This window comes from Treponema primitia (genome assembly GCF_046533075.1).
Taxonomy (GTDB): Bacteria; Spirochaetota; Spirochaetia; order Treponematales; family Breznakiellaceae; genus Termitinema; species Termitinema primitia_B.
Genome location: NZ_JAJQRB010000009.1, coordinates 30,007 through 47,301, shown reverse-complemented (window position 1 = coordinate 47,301; position 17,295 = coordinate 30,007). Strand labels below are relative to the sequence as shown.

The window sequence follows — 17,295 nt, the reverse complement described above, 5'->3', positions numbered from 1 at the left end:
ATATACCAACCGATCTGTCAGGGAGTGATGGATCAAGAGAATTTATAAAAATTTTACTTTCAAGTATTCTTTAATGGTTTGTGATATGATGGTTTTAAAATTGTTTATATACAGAATAACAAAATAATTAGCCGTTCGTGAAACTAAATGCCGGGCTTATTTCTTTACTTAACTATTTGCTATATCGTTAATGGTAAAATGTCTATTCTACCATTAACGATATAGACTTATAATCCTTCTCCAATCTTTTCGGCTATTTTTAATAATTCCTTTATTTTTGAATCGATCTCATTAGTTATTTCATTCGTCTGCCCTTTGGCAAGTTCTGCAAATTCATCTTTACCCCAATCCCGATAAACATCCATATATTTATATAAAGGCAATCCTTCTTCATATTTATATAAAGGAAAGCCTTCCTCATATTTATAGTTTTTAAATTTATTTTTGATTTCATTGGGCATTTGCTTTTCCGGGTTATTATAAAATCCATAATAAAAATTCCTAAAATTCTCTTTGTCAAATTGAAAATGTATTCTTATATATTTCCAATCACAATTTACAAACTGAAATCCAAAATACTTAAGGTTAGAATCAAAAGATTCTAAATCCAAGCCATTATTCGATGCTATACCCTGTAACGCTGGAATTAAATGCTTGTATATTATGCGTTTTTGTAGATTAGGAATACTATCATGTATATCAAAGGCTGCCTTAATATTTTCTTCATCCTTCATTAAAATATCAACTACGTCATTAGACATTTTATCACTCCTTGATTGACCTGTTAATTTATTAATCAACAATATATATTGTTTAATGTTTTCCCTTACGAAAGGCAAATCAGCTACTTCCTGTTTGCACTTTTTCAACCAAGTAATTATTGTATCTTTATAAGCTATACATTGGTAATCTTTTTTTTTTAAATCAACAGCACTTTCTTCACTGGCCTTATCACCATATAAATTAAGATAAATCAGTTTGGTTTTTTTTTGTTGTTTTATATTTAGATAAATAATCATTATACCGTGAAAGTTGCTTAGGTTGATCGTTTGCATATATTTTATTCTCATTTATAATTTCAAATTTATCACTATGTAATAGTATATCAATACGACCTGATTCAATGGAAAATTCTTTATCGACTTCTATCTTTTTTAAATCATCATCAGATGGTACATCTTTGTCTATTAGGTTTAAAAAACATTTAAGGAAAATTTCCCCCTGCCCATGCGCTCCTTTAGGGTCTAACAATGTGGCAATAAATTTAGAGTGTTTAAGTTCATCTGTTGATAAATTTAATATTTCAAAAATATTGAAGTTTTCACCGGAAATTCTGGCTATTTCCTCATGCAACTTACATATTCCATATATTTGTTTTATCAAAGGTTCATAATTATTACTCATGTAGCGTACTTTACATTAGGGTTAATTTTTTGTCAAGTACAATCCAATTTTAAATAAAGTGGATATTCTTCATAACTAAACCTCCTATTTACCCCTTGATAAATCTAGGGGTAAATAAAATATTTAAACAGACCTATAACTTATTTCTTTACAACTTTTATCAAAAGTGTAAATAAAAGAACCTTTTTTTGTGGTAAAATTACTACCGGCTGCTCCCCGTACTTCATGATCTGACTTTGACATATAAGCGATCTCTTTGCACTGATCATCAAAGGTATAAATAAAAGAACCTTTAACAGTTACGAAAAAATCACTCCCAATTCCGACAACTTCATGATCGGATTCTGACATATAGGCGATTTCCTTACCAGAGGAGTCATATGTAGAAATAAAACTTCCCTTAACCTGAACATCTGAGATTGCCATTTTTTGGCCTCCTAAAAATATATTATTCCACAATAGTAAAAACCATTGCAAAACACAATGAGAACCGGAGCCGTTGATCCCCGCTTAAAAAACATCTCATGTCTCCTTCCCGCAATGAGGACATATTTGCGTTTGCTGTCCTTTATCGCTTACTTCTTTTAACAACCCGGAACTGATTATCCCGGAAGGCAGCGCGACCAAACCAATGCCCAAAAGCGCGATAACACAGCTCAGGATTTTTCCTGGTATGGTAACAGGGTACACATCGCCGTAGCCTACAGTCATGAGGGCAAAATCAAAGGACCCGACAATTACGGCAATAACATTCAGGGATATTAATATCATTAAAAAATAATCAAAAACAGAGCTTGCCCTATCATGGTCTTGGCATTTCTCAATTATTTCAAACACCCTTTTCTTTGTTATCATACCACCCCTTTTTTTTAGCATATCTAAGAGCTTATCACCCTTGATCTGTCATCTACTGCTAATCCTTTTTTAAAATTTCAATAAATAGTCTGTATTTTAATAATATCATTCATATTTTATCCCTATTGCATACATTTGTCAATCCAGATTAACCCCACTTTGCAGACTGATCTGTCATAATTTGCTATATGAATGCTGAATTCTTCTGGAAGATAGTTAAGAGGGAGGTAGACCGGCAACAGACCAGTTTTGAATGGCTGTACCGGAAGACGGGTATTCCCAAGGGCACCTTCTCTTCCTGGAAAACCCGGAATATCATCCCCCGGGCCGACGAAGCTTACCTGATTGCGGAAGCCCTGGGGGTGTCGGTGGAATACCTCCTTAACGGCAGGGATGGAACCGGCCATTCCTCTAATCCATCACTGGAAGAAATTGTAAAGACTATCATCCCCCTTGACCAGGTTGACCTGGACGCCGTAAACGCTTTGGTTAAAGCTCTGGATAAACGGTATTAACATTTTTAGTAATAAATATTTTTTGATCTGTCATTATATGATAGATTAGCTATTGTATAATAATATTCTATTGCTTGAGTCTGTCTCTATGGGCTCGTTTATGCCTGTATTTAGTTAGATAGAATTTTAATGCAACAAACATTTGAAAACAGCTATTGACAAAAACAATAAAATATAACCTAATGGTAAATATTTGTTTGAAAAGGAGATATATTTTATGGAAACATCAACTGATATTAGGTCCATGCTAAGTGGTAATAGAATATATGTTCCATCATATCAAAGAGCCTATTCATGGGATGCCGGAAATGAACAAAAACAAGTCAATGTTTTTCTCTCGGATATTAAAGACTGCATAAAGAGTTTATCTGCCTCAAAATATTATTTTGGTCATTTTCTTTTTGAAGAAAACGGCAATAAGACCTATGGTATTATTGATGGTCAACAACGACTTACTACTATTGTAATATTTATATCTGCATTGTTTTCAAAATTAAAAGCAATACGAGATTTGTCAGAATTTGAGAGCGAATTATTTGAAGACTTGGTAAAAAGAAATTCCACCTATCGCTTTGATACTGTAATATATGATGACCAATTATTCAAAGATTACGTTATTAATCAGAGTAAAAAAGATAAAAACGGCCTCAAGACTGAATCAGCAAAACGCATTATAAAAGCGTTTGATTTTTTTGTATCGGAATTCTCAAATACAGATGAAGAAATGTTGTTAAAAATGTTAAATACAGTTCAGGGAGCAAAATGTACAACACATCTTGTGGCCGACGAAACAGAAGCAATACAAATGTTTATATTCCAAAACAATAGAGGTAAAAGGCCGTCTAACCTTGAAATAATAAAGGCCTAATTTATGTATAATACGCATTTATATGGCGGAGAAGGTAAAGACGAACTCCTCGAAGAAATAAAAAATCGATTTCAGGAAATATATGAATCTATCACGAGTATTGAGAAATATGTGGATGAAGATGATGTACTGACTTATACTTTAAGAGTATTTTTTAATTCGCTGGGCGAATCAAACGCTTTGAATAAAATTACTTATATTCTTTCCGGAGTTGAATACGATCCTATTGTTTTTATAAAAGAATTTACTGAATATCTTGCAAAAAGTTTTGCGGCATTAAAAACATTCTTTTGCGAAGACGGAAAGGAATATATAGAAGTTCATTCTCTCGTAACATTGGGAAGATTTGGAATAGTAATACCGTTTATAGTTAAAGCTTATAATTATGGACTTTTAAAAGAAGAAATATGCAGTCTCTGCTCTGCATTAGAAACGTTGGTTTTGCGGCATAGATTGATTGGCACAAAAGCAAATTTAATAACAAGAATTGAGGATGTATACGAAAAATTCAATGCAGAAAATCATTCAATCAAAGATATATGCGATAGAATAAATTTGATGAAGATAGTTCCCGGCAGTAATTGGTGGTATGCATATTGGAATAATGATGCCTTGGAATATGCGCTTCGCGGCGGCTTGGAACATTCAATAGCAAAGTACATTCTTTGGAAGTATGAAAACTGGCTAAAAAATAATGGTAAATCCGGATATTCATTTACACGTTTTGATAGTATTGACAGACCCCATCTGGAGCATATAGCGCCGCAAAAACCAACGGATGGGGAACCAATTGCCGCTGGTTATTCTGTATATGATGAAAAATTTGTGATGGAGTGCATTGATTGTCTCGGGAATTATTTGTTATTATCTGCTCCCCACAATGAATCAATAGGGAATAAGTCTTTTAAACAAATAAAAAGACCAAGCTATACACAGCTCATACAACAACTGGAAATTGTAAAATTAACTGAAAATGATGAAGTTTGGGATAGGGCAAAAATAGAAACACGAAATAATGTGTTAAAAGAATATGTGTTAAACAACATCTAAACTACCGGAGAATCGGTTTCAGCAATTGTTGTTTGGAATTGGCAGTAAATCGCCCACATTCGCAAGAAAAATTTTACTGATTTGTATTCAGCTTCTTTTTAACAACAATCACCTTTCTTGGAACCTGTTCATTGCGTTGATGACCATAAGATTCCCATACCGCTTGTTCCCGGCGAATGTCTTCTTGGTATCGCAGGTTGTCTTTATAGTTTGCCCATTCTTTATCCGGCTTTTCTGAATATCCGGCTTTTTCTCGATCTTGCTGTTCTTTATAATATTTTGCTACATACTCATCTATACAATCTTCATACCACCCATCGGGTAATTCATCTTCAGTTTCAAAAAATTGCATAAATGTTCCTCCTTATACATGCAAAGTTTAGCATACTTACTATATTTAGAATTTCTTTATAATCAATTTTATTTTTCAGCCCATTATCAGCGCCTTCCTTCACAGGACTATCGATATATTCCACCAGAATAGCCCAATAGTGCTGATCAATAGCCGCGACCAGTTCTTTTCGTGTCTGAATAACGCGGTGTCCCCGGATAAACCGGTTCAGGGCTTCCTGTTCGGGGCTGTCGGCATAGAGGGGTAATAAAAACGGCGCATATTGTAGTTTCATGGCAGCTTATGACCAGTGTTGTTCCCTTTCTTGTTGTTAGAATTTGGGGGGCACGCCCCCCAAACCCCCCTAAAATTTATTCCCTCTATGCCTGCGGTCCCTGCTCCGCTCCATACCCTCTCCTTCGCCCCTCCGGGGCTTCGGTCGGGTATTTCGCGGCGCCGGAACCTTCCTTTTCTTGGAACCTTGCCGGTACCTATTATAAACTGGGGCGAACAAGACGGAAGCCCAGGTAATCGTACTGGCGAGACGGAATGATGCCGTACCGGGCCGCCGAACGCAGGGCCTGGGCATAATTGTACGATGTCCCGCCCCAGCTCCCGCCGCGACTCACGCGGAGCTGACCCGAGGACGCACCCACCGGATTGGTCTGCGCTCCGGAGTTATAGCTACCATACCAGTCCCAGCACCATTCCCTCACATTCCCGTGCATATCGTACAAACCCCAGACATTGGGCGCAAAACTGCCTATCGCCGTTGTCTTTTGCCGGTATATTCCTTTGGCGTTATTGTTATACGGATTATTCCCGTCATAGTTCGCCTGATCCGTGGTGATATTGTTTCCTGTGTTAAAAGGAGTGCTTGTCCCCGCCCGGCAGGCATATTCCCATTCCGCCTCCGTAGGCAGCCGATACCCGTTAGCGGCGTAGTTCCAAGTTACGTTATTCCCCTCTATCGTGTAAGCCGCCGTAAGCCCTTCCAGAAGGCTCCGTTCATTACAGTACTTAACCGCATCATCCCAGCTTACTTGCTCCACCGGAAGGTTAGACCCCTTAAACTCACTGGGATTTCTCCCTATCACTTCCTCGTATTCCTGCTGGGACACCTCGTATTTACTCATATAGAAGCTGTCCACCGTAACCGAATGTAAGGTTTCATTACTATCCCGGTTCCTCTCGGAAGCGGGGCTCCCCATGGTAAAGGTTCCACCCTGGATACGGACAAGCCCATTTCGTGCAATAATATTGGGTAAACGGTAGTATTCCGCTTGCGTTATAATATTGATCCCCTTGGTTCGTGCGGCAGTTTCAGCGGCGGTTCCGTCTATGCTGGTAATTCTGATGCTCAATTTGTCGGTGATTAAATCCGCCTTAACCGCAGGAAAGGTAACGGCCTTTCCACGATCCGCAGTAAGATTATAGGATTTGCCTATCTTCGCCGACCAATTCAAAACAATTTCCTGTCTGCCTATACTCACCCCCTGATCGTTCAGCAGTTCCGCCACCACCGCAAAACGGGCGCTCTTTTGCCGCTCCTGCCCAATGGCAAGCCCCCAGGATGCGGCTTTCCCGGTTGTCTGTAAACCCTCATCCACTGTGGTTATAACCCGCGTTATGGTATCAAACCAGGAGCGGTCCGGGTTCAGGCTGATAGTAAAACTGATAGGCAGGGTTTCATTCTGCCAATTAATAGCCCCCTGCTGTAAATCGGTGGAATAGACCAGATATACCGGCGGGTTAGCATTTACATAATTGCCGACATACTGTTCCAGCTCTTGCAGCCGCCCCAGCCAGGACCGCCGCCAGGCAATTTCGTTCCGTGCGTCCGCCCCGATATTGCCGCTGGAAACATTGGCCGAAAGGATATTGAGCCTGCTCGCCGCTTCCGCAGAGGCGGGGTCCAGACCGGCGGCCTGGATATAATAGGACAGAGCCTCCACCACCGTACCGCTTTTCTGGGCGGTTATCCCCTTTGAAAGTACCACCTCCGCATCCACCGTTTCCTGCCGGGCCATCTTGTGCAGTTCCGCTTTCCCCGCTTCCGTCAGGGTTACGCCCATCTGGACAAGCAGATCCTCCACCGCATCGGCGGCGGCTTTCCCGCTCTGAATTTCCGCAGCGGTGCAGTTCCGGGGAGGGTAGGAGAATTTACGTTCCCCGCTTTCGGCGTCCGAAATCCCCAGGTCCAGGATATACCCGGCGTTGATTTTGGTAAGATTCCCCGCCAGTATATATTGGGTATTGGTAAAGTTCCCAATTTTGATATAGTCATCGTCAGAAAAATTACCCCCGACGGAAAGATTCTGTTCATCCAGGATCCGGTCCATATTCTGCCGGTCCAGCACGGTGATAGCGGAAAAGCGGTTAAAGCCCCCGGTAAGGGAGCCCTGCACAAAAGCCGGGAGGTAGTCATCGTCATCGGTTAAGCGGACCGCCTTGGGCGCCAGCACCGCCAGCCGGGTTCCCCTGCCGCCCTCGCCGTTAAAAAAGACCGGCGGTTTCGCCGCATCCTCCGCAAAAGCAAAAACGCCGCACAAAAGCAAAGCGGCGGCTAATACCATTCTTTTCATAGAACCACTCCTTTTATTTGCTATGTCCATGAGGTTTACACACATAGAACTCTTCCGGTACTATTATAAACATCTTCAAATTTCTTTTGTAATTTTCGTAAACCCGCAAAAACATTTTTAGCCTCTAATGAATTATTTTCACCACGTAACAAATCATCTCTGAAATTTCCAAAATTGAAATCTTTTTTAGATTCCTTGCTATTGTTTTTACCTTTGAAATAGGATTTGACAAGTAGTCCCATTACTGATCCGTCAGTATGATAATGTTTTTGAATTTCATGTTGATTCCACCAATAAAGCCATTTATCCCATTCTCTGGCATATCGGCTTCGTAGTAGGTTTTGTTCCCATTTTTCAGCCTCTTGCTCTTTTGGTTCTTTTCTATTATTCCATCATCTTCACTTACGGTTACGCCTTGCAAAAATAATTCTTTCTTTGGTGAGTAATAATTTATAATGCTCTCCATGAAAAACAAAACGGAATCTTTTTCGGTTCCCCTTGATTTTCCCCAAATATAACCCCGTTGATAATAGGGTATGTAAAAAGGTAAGTCTTTTTCTAAGTAATCATTTAAAGTGATTAATGTGTTTTCTTCCATTATTATAACAAAAGCTCCTTATACCCCCCGACATCCCTGCATTGTGACACTCTGTCCCACAGTACTTACATGTTAAAGCCATAATTAACCCCCCTAAAAATTATCTACTGGTATTATATACCAGCTGATCTGTCATATAATGCTCTTCATTATCAGGCTTCTTCAAATTATTATAAAATAGTCTGTATTATCATAATATTTATCATATAATACCTCATACGCATACATCTGTCAATCCTTTTCAATCCCCCAATGCAGACTGATCTGTCATAATTTGCTATATGAATGCTGAATTTTTCTGGAAGATGGTTAAACGGGAGGTAGACCGGCAACAGACCAGTTTTGAATGGCTGTACCGGAAAACTGGTATTCCCAAGGGCACCTTCTCTTCCTGGAAAACCCGAAATATCATCCCCCGGGCCGACGAAGCCTACCTGATTGCGGAAGCCCTGGGGTGTCGATGGAATACCTCCTTAACGGCAGGGATGAGGCCGGCCATTCCTCTAATCCATCACTGGAAAAGATTATAAAGACTGCCATTTCTTTTGACCAAGTTGACATGGACGCTGTAAGCGCTTTGGTTAAAGCTCTGGATAAACGGTATTAACTTTATCAATCATTTTACAATATTTGTCTTTGGATGTTTGATACATCAATTTTGCTCCGATTATATTTCTCTTAAGTCAACCATGCAGTCCCGGAGTAGGGAGAAGATAATCATCTAATGCATTCTTCAAAAATATCATTTTGTCAGATCACGATATTTTTTCATAAACTCTTTAATTGACAGATTATCCTTTCTTGTTTTAGCTTCATTAAAATAAGTCTTTGCACGATTTGCTAATTCTGTACATATTGTATTAAAATTTCCTTTATACTGGTTGATATTATCGTTGAAAGACAATCTTATTTCTTCCGAAAATGAATTGCCCTGCGCACTATCGCTTTCTGTCCTTAACTGTTTATTTAGACAAGGAGGATATTCATCACTACAAGAGGATTTCAGCCCTAACAAATATCTATTCCATCCTCTTTGACCATTACGATATTCATCCACTTCCCGGATATAAGTTTCAATGAAAATTCCAAAATAAATATCTTCGTTATCCTTTGTATTATTAAATGGGCCAATGAATATCTTACAATCATTGAATATTTCTTCATTGAATTTAAAGCAAATATATTCTCCCTCGAACCCACCTTCTTCATGGCGTTCATATGTTCCATTTTGTATTATTTCTGCTTCTCTTACAAATATTTCATCCATCATTTTTAAAAGAGTCTTTCTAAATAATATAGGAAACATACAATCTTCTAATTCTTTTTGACCTGTTTCATCAACATACCCATCAAACCCCAGTTCTTTACTTAAAACATTAATTATAGAAAATATATTTTTTCTCAACATTTCATCATCATCTGCAGTACTATTAAGTTTTTCCACGTTGTTCCTAATTTCAATCAGACTTTCTTTTATTTTCTTTGATGAATCTTGTTTTAAATATATCATGAGTTTGCTATAATAATCTGAAATGAGATTTTCATATTCCTCGGCAGATAGAAATCGGTCCTTCCAGACCTCCCATACAAGATTTATATATTTTTCAAATAATTCTGATTTTTTTTCGAATACCTTTACATTCCTTTCTTTTACTTCCTCCGCTTCTGTCTGTCCTTTTAGCAATACAACGGTAATGACAGCCGTTATGATTGCTTCCAGAAGTGCGGCAACGATATTTAAGGGAAGCTCGTCAACTTTAAACAAATTTGATGTTGTAGCTACTAAGCAAAATACCACTACACAGAGAAGCGCCAATAAAGTCGCCTGTACCCATTTCGATTTAATCAAATTATTTGGCTTAAACATATTCTTACCCCTTAGTTTCAATTTTAACCAGCCCGATCTACCATCCATCGCCGGAGGACCCATTTCTCCTAAAAATTATTCAAAAAGGGTCTGCGATAGAATTGCACAAACAATATTGTGCCCTATATGCAGATATTCGTCAATCCAGGGATTCACATATATGTGTCCAATTTCGTATAACTGATTCCTACCCTATGTCCCAAACCCAATCCTTCCCGTCTGTTTTTCCAGCACCTCTTCCTGGCAAAACGAAACAAGCCGGTCAATCGAAGGTTCTTGCCCGGAAATTATGTTCTCCACCGTTCGCTTGCGGGCAATGTTCTCAATCTGCCCTCCGCTGAATTCAAACCGGGCGGCCAGTTCCCGGGCATCCGCATCGGATAAATCCGGTATGATGGACTGCCAGATAGATTGCCGCGCCGGAAGAGCGGGCTTCTCAAATTCTATCTTATACAGAAACCTCCGTTCAAAGGCTTTGTCCAAATTGTTGGTCAAATTGGTGGTGGCAATCAATATGCCGGTGAGGTTCTCCATTTCCTGCAGGATTATGTTCTGGATAGTGTTTTCGGTTTGATCCACCGCTCTGGAGCTATCGCCCAGTTCACGGCGCTTCCCGATAACCGCATCTGCTTCATTAAAGAGCAGGATAGGCGCGATTTCGTTTGAATCAACAAATGCCTTGTACTGGTTGAAAATTTCCTTGATCTGTTTTTCACTTTCCCCATACCACTTGCTTTTTGTTTCCGCAATATCCACCAGCATAATATCCCTGTCGGTCTTTTTGGCTATCTGGTACACGGTTTCGGTCTTTCCGGTTCCCGGGGGGCCGTAAAAAAGGCAGGCAAAACCTCTGCGCATACCACCTGAAGCCAGGCGATCCTGAATGGATTTAAAATTATTGTTCTGCAGGAGCGAGGCAAGTTGCTCTATTCTTTGAGTTTCCTTTTCATTGTAGAACAGTTTCTTTTCCGGGAGTTTTTCATGGAGCGTCAACCGCTTCTTGTTGCGGCCAAGTCTCATTTTCATGTCCAGCTCACCGAGCAATTCTTTTTTTGCCTTATCGGTAAGTTTAAAAGCTTCCTGATCGCCAAAACCGTCAGAGGAAACATTTTCTATAAATTCATTTTCCAGCAGAAAATGTTCCCCCTTTTCGAATTGCCGTTTTATTGAATTCTTGACCCAGGACTCTGCATAAATATATTCAAAATCATGATGCCGTATTTCATCATCGTTATTATTGGCAAAAAGATGGCAGAAACAAATCAGCAATACTTTATCCTGGTCACCTATATGGATATTTTTCATGCGCTGTGAAAAATGAAGGTGCATGTTATTGTCCATGAGGTCATACAATTCCCCTGCCAGGGTTTCAAAGGTTAATTCGTCATCTCCCCTTTCTTCAAAAAGAGTTTCCACGATAGTAAAAAACTTATCTATTGACAGGTTTGAATGGTCAGGGGGCTTAAATTCCTCCCCTTTCCTGATAGCGTTTTTAACGTCCCAGGGAACCCTGTAAGTAACCGAATTGCCCCTGCTGCACCGGATAAGTTTCTTTTTTTCCAGGCCTTCAAGGTCATTCATATATTGAAGGGTGCGTATCATATTGCAATGTATATCCTCGGCTATTGAGCTGATAAGGATAGTGTTCTCTTGAGATCTGTTAAGAAAATGGGAAAAAAATACCGCTTGTATTGGAGAAATGTCAAGCTTTTCAGTTATATATTGAATATGGTTATCAGCTATCTTAAAAAAAGTTTTTGTCAACCCGTTTTTATTTGAAAGTGTAATAATTTTATCCGCATGGTCCAGCAGGGTTAATTCTTTTGTTGTGGTGAATATATTCAATGCCTCTGAAATATTTTCAATTTTATTGCTGGTAACTGTAAGTTTTTCAAGGGAAGGGAGATTCTTGATTGTTTCAGGAATATCCCTGATAAGATTGGATGAAAGATCAAGGGTTTCAAGAGAAACCAACTTGCCCAGGCTGTCCGGCAGAGATTGCAGGCTATTATGGCTTATATCAAGGTACTCCAGGGAAACCAGCTCCCCAATAAAATCCGGCAATTCAGTGATCTTGTTATTACCCAGGTCCAGTACGGTGATCTGGGTTAATTCCGCTAATTCAGGGGGGAGTCGTTCAATCCCTTGCCCTGACAAATCAAGTTCTTTTTCCCCGTTTTTGCGGCACCGGCTTATTAAATTTTTCACGCCCGACGAATTGCCTGATTCTGTTACTATCATCCCAATACCCCCATTGTTACCCCTGCTGCCCCGATCAGCCCCTTGAGCGTTTTCCTGCCATAATTCTCCGCCGCCAAACACGCGATAGCCCCGCAGGTCCTGGCATCATCAAGGGCGTTGTGGGCTTCGTAGACAATGCCGAAGGTTTCTCCCAACCTGGTAAGGGCGTGGGATTCCAGTTCCGGCCAGGCGCGGCGGGCCAGGGCGAGGGTACAAAAATAGTTTAACTGCGGAACCGGCAATGCATACCACTCAAGTACCGCCCGGAGTACGCTCATGTCGAAGGGGGCATTGTGGGCGCCCAGAGGGAGGCTGCCGATAAAGGGGCGGATACTGCTGTCCCAAAGATCGGCGAATGTCGGGGCATCCCGCACATCGTCAACCGTAAGGCCGTGGATGTCGGTAAAATCCGGGCGGATATACAGTGACGGAGGACGGATCAGGGAATACCATGAATCAACCGGTTTGCCTTCCTTGTACTTAACCAGGCCCACCGCACAGGCGCTTTCCCGTGAGTGTTTCGCCGTTTCAAAATCAATGGTTACAAAATTCAATTTTTCCCCTCCGTCTTTTTTTCCCCTGCCATCTTCCGCATCCTTGCGGCGTGCCATTTCCAGTCCCTTACCAAGTCCTCCGGTTCAAGGGGTTTCGCAGTACAGCCGCGGGATAATACCCACTCAAGGACTTTCTCGTATTGGGTGCTGGTAAAGGTGATAACCGTTCCTTCTTCGGTTTCCTCAATTACCTGATCCGCCGCCCATTTCCGCTCCTCTACCCAGAGTTTCGATTCTCCGTAAAAGATGATGGAAAAGCGGTATTTTGTATTTCCCGCGAAAACGCCGAAGTTACTGCCATCGGCACGGGAACAGTAATCGTAATTGGGAGGAAGGGTAAAGGTATATTTTGTGAGGGCTGCATTTTTCATCCGGGAAAGATTAAACACCCTGATAGCCCGGCGTTCTTCCGCATAGCCGTAAAGAAACCAAACGCCGTTATCAAAAAGGAGCTGATAGGGCCGCACCCGGCGGGGTTTAAAATCATCATCCCAGGCGCCCCGGTATGTAAAGGCAAGGATCTTGTTCTCCTTAAGACCCGCAGTGATGGTGTTCCAGGTTTCGGTTTCCACATTGGCAGCGGCTACCGGGGGTACCACAATCCTGTTTTCATACAGCCCAGGGTTGTTCCGGTCAACCAGGGGGGCGGTAATGCTCTCCAAAAGATTCCGGGCGGCATCGTAAAGCGGGGTATCCCGGTACAGGGAAAGTAGTGTTTTGGCCATGCCCAGAGCCTGCATGTTTTCCGTGGTGGTAAAACTGCCGGGCAGGCGAAAAGTTTTTACCGAGTAATAGTAGCCCCGGCGCAGGGCATCGTATTTTATGGGCGCCCCCAAGCTGTACTTCATGAAATCAATGTCCCGGCTTATGCTGGACATACTGGTCCCATAGTCTTCCGCCATCTGGCGGGTACTGGGGTACCTGCCAGAGGCGATCATCTCGTCAATACGATACAGCCTGGGCAGGGCGGCCTTTGGAAGGGCTTTTCTTGCTTTCATACGTCCCCCTATATACTGCACCGCCATGCGGCGTTGCAAGGTCATATTATGAATATATCATATTGGTCTGTCAAATACTGAGGGACCAGTAAAAAAATGATATTTTATCTAATTGCGGAATAAGTTTCCCGGTATCCGAAGGGGGCTTTTCCCCATTGCCCCAGTTAAGGTATAATCTGAGCCGTGAACCGCATTGGGCTGGCCGTCGTAGTTATGTCTACCGGGATATTTGTTCAATAACTTCTTCAAAAAAATTTACAAATTTATTAAAGAGTGTGGTAAAATTACGTAGCGTTTAACCGTTCTTTGGTGAACGTATTTTTTTAGGAGGGTTTTATGAGTTTTTATGATGTTGCAAACCATTGGCTTATCTACCTGATGGTGAGCATTGGCATCCTTTTCGTAGCGGGCCTTGCGGTTGTATCCATGCAAAAATCCTGGAAACGGGCCGTAGCAAAGGGTTTCCCCCGGGAAAAACTGATGACCGTGGTTAAAAGCGCCGTTTCGGCCACGATTATCCCTTCCCTGGCCATTGTGATAGGGTTCTTTTCCCTGGTCACTATCCTGGGCGTACCCTGGCCTTGGTGGCGGCTTTCGGTGGTAGGGTCGGTTACGTATGAAACCATGGCCGCCGATTCGGCAGTCAAAGCAGCCGGGCTTGATATGACCAAATTAAGCATGGCCACCGCCGAAGATTTTGTGCTGGTGATGTTCGTCATGTCCATCGGTATCATAGGCGGGCTCTTTTTCTCCCCCTTTGCATCAAAATCGATACAGGCGGGAACCATGAAGCTTAAAGTCGGGGACAAACGCTGGGGCGCCCTGGGGAGCAGTGTTTTCTTCATGGTGATCCTGACAGTCTTTGTGGTACCCATGTTCCTTGACTACAGCAAAACCGGTATAGCAAAACTGTTGACCCTGGTAACCAGCGGGGTGATAACCGTCATTTTGAATGTTCTGGCGGACAAGTGTAAGCTCGGCTGGTTGCGGGGTTTCACCCTTGCCCTCAGCCTCCTCTTGGCCATGGCGTCTTCGGTCCTCTGGGTCGGACTTTTGAATTAAGGAGAACAGTACAATGAGTGATAAAAATAACAAGCTTGGCATTGATGCCGAAAGCAAAGCCCATATTGATTCCATGCACCGTCTCGGCCGTATCGGCGCGGCTTTTGCCGTTACTATTATGATCGGTATGCCCGTTATTGCGGGGATATATTTTAACGCCATGCCCGGTCTGGTCAAGATTATTACCACTTCCATCGGGCTTTTGGCGCTCTTTGTTCCCGGGGCTATTTCCGAAGTTATCGCCTATACCCCCATATTCGGAAGTTCCATATACCTGGCCCAGATAACCGGAAACATCATGAACCTGAAGCTGCCGGTGGCCAATGCGGCCCTTCAGCTTTTGGATGTGGAAAGCGGCACCGAGGAAGCGGACATCGTTACCTCCATTGCGGTGAGCGTTTCCAGTTTTGTTACCATCATAGTTATTTTCCTGGGGGTCCTTCTGATCCTGCCCCTGCGGCCGGTGCTGACCCTTCCGGTGGTTAAACTCGCCTCGGGGTACATCGTACCAGCACTGTTCGGTTCACTTGCCATCGGAGCTATCGGCAGTAATATTGGCGGCGGTATTAAAACTAAGGGCCGCTTAAAGGGAATGATACTTCCGGTCATTATTGTTGCTGTTGTTAACATTATTGTTGTGTATATTATAAAAAAGCCCATGCTGCTTGCGTTCTACCAGGGCTTCCTCATGCTCGCCCTGCTGCCGATTTCTTATTTTGGCACCAAAATACTGTTCAAAAATGGACAGATCCAGGTATTCCTGCCCGGAGAAGGAAAATAAAATGGGTGATAAAAAAAGACTTGTTGAGTTGATAGACGGGAAAAAAGAAAAGTTTGCGAAATTGAATGATCGTATCTGGGAATTTGCAGAAATCCGTTTCAGTCTCAAACAGTCCGCCGATGCCCTCTGCGAGGTTTTGGAAAAGGAAGGGTTTGCCATAGAGCGTGGGATTGCCGGGATGGCCCATGCTTTTGTCGCCAGCTACGGCAAGGGCAGCCCGGTTATCGGCATACTGGGCGAATACGACGCCCTGGCCGGTATGGACCAGGCTGCGGGGCTTACCGAAAAGAAGGCCCTTAAGCCCGGCGCCCCGGGTCATGGCTGCGGTCATGCCGCCCTGGGTTCCGGCGCGGCTGCGGCTGCGGTGGGGATCAAGGATTATATGAAGGAGAAGGGGCTGGCCGGGACCATCAAATACTTCGGCTGTCCCGCCGAAGAGAGCGGTTCAGGCAAGGCCTATCTGGCCCGGGCCGGCGCTTTTAACGGCCTTGATTCGGTCCTTACCTGGCATCCCATGATGGAAAACGCCCTCATGGGCATAAGTACCCTGGCCAATTACCAGATATTCTTCAGCTTTGCCGGGCGGAGCGCCCATGCGGCCATGAGCCCCGATCAGGGCAGGAGCGCCCTGGACGCAGCGGAACTGATGAACGTGGGGGTAAATTATCTTCGCGAGCACATCATCCAGGAGGCCCGTATCCACTATGCCTACACGGATGTCGGCGGCGGCGCCCCCAATGTGGTGCAAGCCTCTGCGGAACTGCTCTATTTTATCCGGGCGCCCAAACAATCCCAGGTGCAGGAAATCTACGAGCGGGTGGTAGACATAGCCAAGGGCGCAGCCCTGATGACGGGTACCGCCATGAGCCTGCGCTGGGACAGCGCCTGCGCCAATATCGTTGTGAATGAGGTCCTGAGCAAAGCCCTGTACTCGAACATGACATGGCTGGGACCGAACAGTTATACTAAGGAAGAGCTGTTCTTTGCCAAAACCCTGGTGGACAGTCTGGATGAATCTTCCAAAAAAGGCATCCCGGCCAAAGCCGCCAGGACCTTCTTCGACAAGAGTCCTGAGGACCTGGCAAAAATAGCCGTCAAGCCCCTGGTTGATGACATTGCCCCCTATTTCTTTACCGATAAGGCCATACCTGCCTCTTCCGATGTGGGAGATGCAAGCTGGCACGCTCCCACGGCGCAGTTCACCACCGCCTGTTATCCCTACGGTACGGTGTCCCATTCCTGGCAGGTTGTGTCCAGCGGACAGTCCGGCATGGTTCACAAGGGACTCGATCAGGCGGGGAAAATAATTGCCCTGACTGCTCTGGACCTTTTGGAAAATCCGAAAATGATAGAGGACGCTAAGGCGGAATACAAGGTACGTTTAGGGGGTGAGCAGTATCACTGTCCTATACCGGGGGAGGTAAACCCCGAGGGCTAAAACTTTTGTTCAAAAACGCCGGTGGGGTGGGGAATCCCCACCCCACCGGCGCCTATGCGCAGAGGTTTTACTCCGGCTGGTTCATTATACAAAATGGTAATTTTTCAAAATCTATGAGTTGTGCGGTGTTGTGCGCGTATCCTATTCT

18 protein-coding genes and 1 pseudogene are annotated in these 17,295 nt (G+C 43.1%); 7 read left to right on the top strand and 12 right to left on the bottom strand.

The window, feature by feature from the left end; all coding sequences use genetic code 11:
- Positions 1–227: 227 nt before the first annotated feature.
- The 3 genes and pseudogenes from LQZ19_RS02030 to LQZ19_RS02020 all read right to left on the bottom strand — a co-directional run bounded on the left by LQZ19_RS02030 (position 228) and on the right by LQZ19_RS02020 (position 2,259).
- Positions 228–1,404 (bottom strand): annotated as a pseudogene (locus LQZ19_RS02030) (PDDEXK-like family protein).
- 123 nt (positions 1,405–1,527) lie between these two features.
- On the bottom strand, positions 1,528–1,830 hold the full coding sequence (locus LQZ19_RS02025; protein ID WP_411045968.1) for a hypothetical protein: 303 nt from the start codon (positions 1,828–1,830) through the stop codon (positions 1,528–1,530).
- 96 nt (positions 1,831–1,926) lie between these two features.
- Positions 1,927–2,259 carry a potassium channel family protein gene (locus LQZ19_RS02020; protein ID WP_411045967.1) on the bottom strand — a complete coding sequence of 111 codons (333 nt, stop codon included), beginning with the start codon at positions 2,257–2,259 and terminating at the stop codon, positions 1,927–1,929.
- 188 nt (positions 2,260–2,447) lie between these two features.
- Here LQZ19_RS02020 and LQZ19_RS02015 point away from each other — a divergent pair, with 188 nt between their 5' ends.
- From LQZ19_RS02015 to LQZ19_RS02005, 3 genes are all read left to right on the top strand, one after another.
- On the top strand, positions 2,448–2,774 hold the full coding sequence (locus LQZ19_RS02015) for a helix-turn-helix domain-containing protein (protein ID WP_411045966.1): 327 nt from the start codon (positions 2,448–2,450) through the stop codon (positions 2,772–2,774).
- Between the two features lie 217 nt (positions 2,775–2,991).
- Positions 2,992–3,642, top strand: coding sequence for a DUF262 domain-containing protein (locus LQZ19_RS02010; protein ID WP_411045965.1), 651 nt, complete (start codon positions 2,992–2,994; stop codon positions 3,640–3,642).
- A 3-nt stretch (positions 3,643–3,645) separates the two neighbouring features.
- Positions 3,646–4,692, top strand: a complete 1,047-nt coding sequence (locus LQZ19_RS02005) for an HNH endonuclease family protein (protein WP_411045964.1) — start codon at positions 3,646–3,648, stop codon at positions 4,690–4,692.
- 73 nt (positions 4,693–4,765) lie between these two features.
- Here the strand turns inward: LQZ19_RS02005 and LQZ19_RS02000 are convergent, their stop codons facing one another.
- The 5 genes from LQZ19_RS02000 to LQZ19_RS01980 all read right to left on the bottom strand — a co-directional run bounded on the left by LQZ19_RS02000 (position 4,766) and on the right by LQZ19_RS01980 (position 8,206).
- A complete protein-coding gene (locus LQZ19_RS02000; protein WP_411045963.1) occupies positions 4,766–5,044 on the bottom strand; it encodes a hypothetical protein in 279 nt (92 codons plus the stop codon).
- Positions 5,031–5,318 carry a hypothetical protein gene (locus tag LQZ19_RS01995; RefSeq protein ID WP_411045962.1) on the bottom strand — a complete coding sequence of 96 codons (288 nt, stop codon included), beginning with the start codon at positions 5,316–5,318 and terminating at the stop codon, positions 5,031–5,033. The genes LQZ19_RS02000 and LQZ19_RS01995 overlap by 14 nt, the downstream gene beginning before the upstream one ends.
- A 199-nt stretch (positions 5,319–5,517) precedes the next feature.
- The gene (locus tag LQZ19_RS01990; protein ID WP_411045961.1) at positions 5,518–7,608 is read right to left on the bottom strand and encodes a formylglycine-generating enzyme family protein; all 2,091 of its coding nucleotides are present in this window, start codon (positions 7,606–7,608) and stop codon (positions 5,518–5,520) included.
- Between the two features lie 35 nt (positions 7,609–7,643).
- Positions 7,644–7,850: a hypothetical protein gene (locus LQZ19_RS01985; RefSeq protein WP_411045960.1), complete on the bottom strand. Its 207-nt coding sequence runs from the start codon at positions 7,848–7,850 to the stop codon at positions 7,644–7,646.
- Positions 7,850–8,206 carry a hypothetical protein gene (locus tag LQZ19_RS01980; protein WP_411045959.1) on the bottom strand — a complete coding sequence of 119 codons (357 nt, stop codon included), beginning with the start codon at positions 8,204–8,206 and terminating at the stop codon, positions 7,850–7,852. Before LQZ19_RS01980 ends, LQZ19_RS01985 begins: the two co-directional genes overlap by 1 nt.
- 281 nt (positions 8,207–8,487) lie before the next feature.
- Between LQZ19_RS01980 and LQZ19_RS01975 the strand changes: the two genes are divergently transcribed.
- Positions 8,488–8,736, top strand: a complete 249-nt coding sequence (locus tag LQZ19_RS01975) for a helix-turn-helix domain-containing protein (protein ID WP_411045958.1) — start codon at positions 8,488–8,490, stop codon at positions 8,734–8,736.
- A gap of 212 nt (positions 8,737–8,948) precedes the next feature.
- On the opposite strand, the gene LQZ19_RS01970 is transcribed toward LQZ19_RS01975, so the two are convergent.
- The 4 genes from LQZ19_RS01970 to LQZ19_RS01955 all read right to left on the bottom strand — a co-directional run bounded on the left by LQZ19_RS01970 (position 8,949) and on the right by LQZ19_RS01955 (position 13,866).
- Positions 8,949–10,073: a hypothetical protein gene (locus LQZ19_RS01970; protein ID WP_411045957.1), complete on the bottom strand. Its 1,125-nt coding sequence runs from the start codon at positions 10,071–10,073 to the stop codon at positions 8,949–8,951.
- 192 nt (positions 10,074–10,265) lie between these two features.
- Entirely contained in the window at positions 10,266–12,314 is a 2,049-nt protein-coding gene (locus LQZ19_RS01965; protein ID WP_411045956.1) for an AAA family ATPase, read from the bottom strand.
- The gene (locus tag LQZ19_RS01960; protein ID WP_411045955.1) at positions 12,311–12,925 is read right to left on the bottom strand and encodes a 3'-5' exonuclease; all 615 of its coding nucleotides are present in this window, start codon (positions 12,923–12,925) and stop codon (positions 12,311–12,313) included. Before LQZ19_RS01960 ends, LQZ19_RS01965 begins: the two co-directional genes overlap by 4 nt.
- Positions 12,865–13,866 carry a helix-turn-helix transcriptional regulator gene (locus tag LQZ19_RS01955; protein ID WP_411045954.1) on the bottom strand — a complete coding sequence of 334 codons (1,002 nt, stop codon included), beginning with the start codon at positions 13,864–13,866 and terminating at the stop codon, positions 12,865–12,867. Before LQZ19_RS01955 ends, LQZ19_RS01960 begins: the two co-directional genes overlap by 61 nt.
- Before the next feature lie 336 nt (positions 13,867–14,202).
- Here LQZ19_RS01955 and LQZ19_RS01950 point away from each other — a divergent pair, with 336 nt between their 5' ends.
- From LQZ19_RS01950 to LQZ19_RS01940, 3 genes are read left to right on the top strand one after another with little or no spacing between them, the layout of a single operon-like run.
- On the top strand, positions 14,203–14,928 hold the full coding sequence (locus tag LQZ19_RS01950; RefSeq protein WP_411045953.1) for a DUF5058 family protein: 726 nt from the start codon (positions 14,203–14,205) through the stop codon (positions 14,926–14,928).
- Positions 14,929–14,941: 13 nt separating this feature from the next.
- On the top strand, positions 14,942–15,709 hold the full coding sequence (locus tag LQZ19_RS01945; protein ID WP_411045952.1) for a hypothetical protein: 768 nt from the start codon (positions 14,942–14,944) through the stop codon (positions 15,707–15,709).
- A gap of 1 nt (position 15,710) precedes the next feature.
- Positions 15,711–17,147, top strand: coding sequence for an amidohydrolase (locus tag LQZ19_RS01940; RefSeq protein WP_411045951.1), 1,437 nt, complete (start codon positions 15,711–15,713; stop codon positions 17,145–17,147).
- Positions 17,148–17,295: the final 148 nt, after the last annotated feature.

Coding starts and splice junctions, on each gene's coding strand:
- LQZ19_RS02025 (WP_411045968.1), bottom strand. CDS start 1,830: ATGGCAATCTCAGATGTTCAGGTTAAGGGAAGTTTTATTTCTACATAT.
- LQZ19_RS02020 (WP_411045967.1), bottom strand. CDS start 2,259: ATGATAACAAAGAAAAGGGTGTTTGAAATAATTGAGAAATGCCAAGAC.
- LQZ19_RS02015 (WP_411045966.1), top strand. CDS start 2,448: ATGAATGCTGAATTCTTCTGGAAGATAGTTAAGAGGGAGGTAGACCGG.
- LQZ19_RS02010 (WP_411045965.1), top strand. CDS start 2,992: ATGGAAACATCAACTGATATTAGGTCCATGCTAAGTGGTAATAGAATA.
- LQZ19_RS02005 (WP_411045964.1), top strand. CDS start 3,646: ATGTATAATACGCATTTATATGGCGGAGAAGGTAAAGACGAACTCCTC.
- LQZ19_RS02000 (WP_411045963.1), bottom strand. CDS start 5,044: ATGCAATTTTTTGAAACTGAAGATGAATTACCCGATGGGTGGTATGAA.
- LQZ19_RS01995 (WP_411045962.1), bottom strand. CDS start 5,318: ATGAAACTACAATATGCGCCGTTTTTATTACCCCTCTATGCCGACAGC.
- LQZ19_RS01990 (WP_411045961.1), bottom strand. CDS start 7,608: ATGAAAAGAATGGTATTAGCCGCCGCTTTGCTTTTGTGCGGCGTTTTT.
- LQZ19_RS01985 (WP_411045960.1), bottom strand. CDS start 7,850: ATGGGACTACTTGTCAAATCCTATTTCAAAGGTAAAAACAATAGCAAG.
- LQZ19_RS01980 (WP_411045959.1), bottom strand. CDS start 8,206: ATGGAAGAAAACACATTAATCACTTTAAATGATTACTTAGAAAAAGAC.
- LQZ19_RS01975 (WP_411045958.1), top strand. CDS start 8,488: ATGAATGCTGAATTTTTCTGGAAGATGGTTAAACGGGAGGTAGACCGG.
- LQZ19_RS01970 (WP_411045957.1), bottom strand. CDS start 10,073: ATGTTTAAGCCAAATAATTTGATTAAATCGAAATGGGTACAGGCGACT.
- LQZ19_RS01965 (WP_411045956.1), bottom strand. CDS start 12,314: ATGATAGTAACAGAATCAGGCAATTCGTCGGGCGTGAAAAATTTAATA.
- LQZ19_RS01960 (WP_411045955.1), bottom strand. CDS start 12,925: ATGGCACGCCGCAAGGATGCGGAAGATGGCAGGGGAAAAAAAGACGGA.
- LQZ19_RS01955 (WP_411045954.1), bottom strand. CDS start 13,866: ATGAAAGCAAGAAAAGCCCTTCCAAAGGCCGCCCTGCCCAGGCTGTAT.
- LQZ19_RS01950 (WP_411045953.1), top strand. CDS start 14,203: ATGAGTTTTTATGATGTTGCAAACCATTGGCTTATCTACCTGATGGTG.
- LQZ19_RS01945 (WP_411045952.1), top strand. CDS start 14,942: ATGAGTGATAAAAATAACAAGCTTGGCATTGATGCCGAAAGCAAAGCC.
- LQZ19_RS01940 (WP_411045951.1), top strand. CDS start 15,711: ATGGGTGATAAAAAAAGACTTGTTGAGTTGATAGACGGGAAAAAAGAA.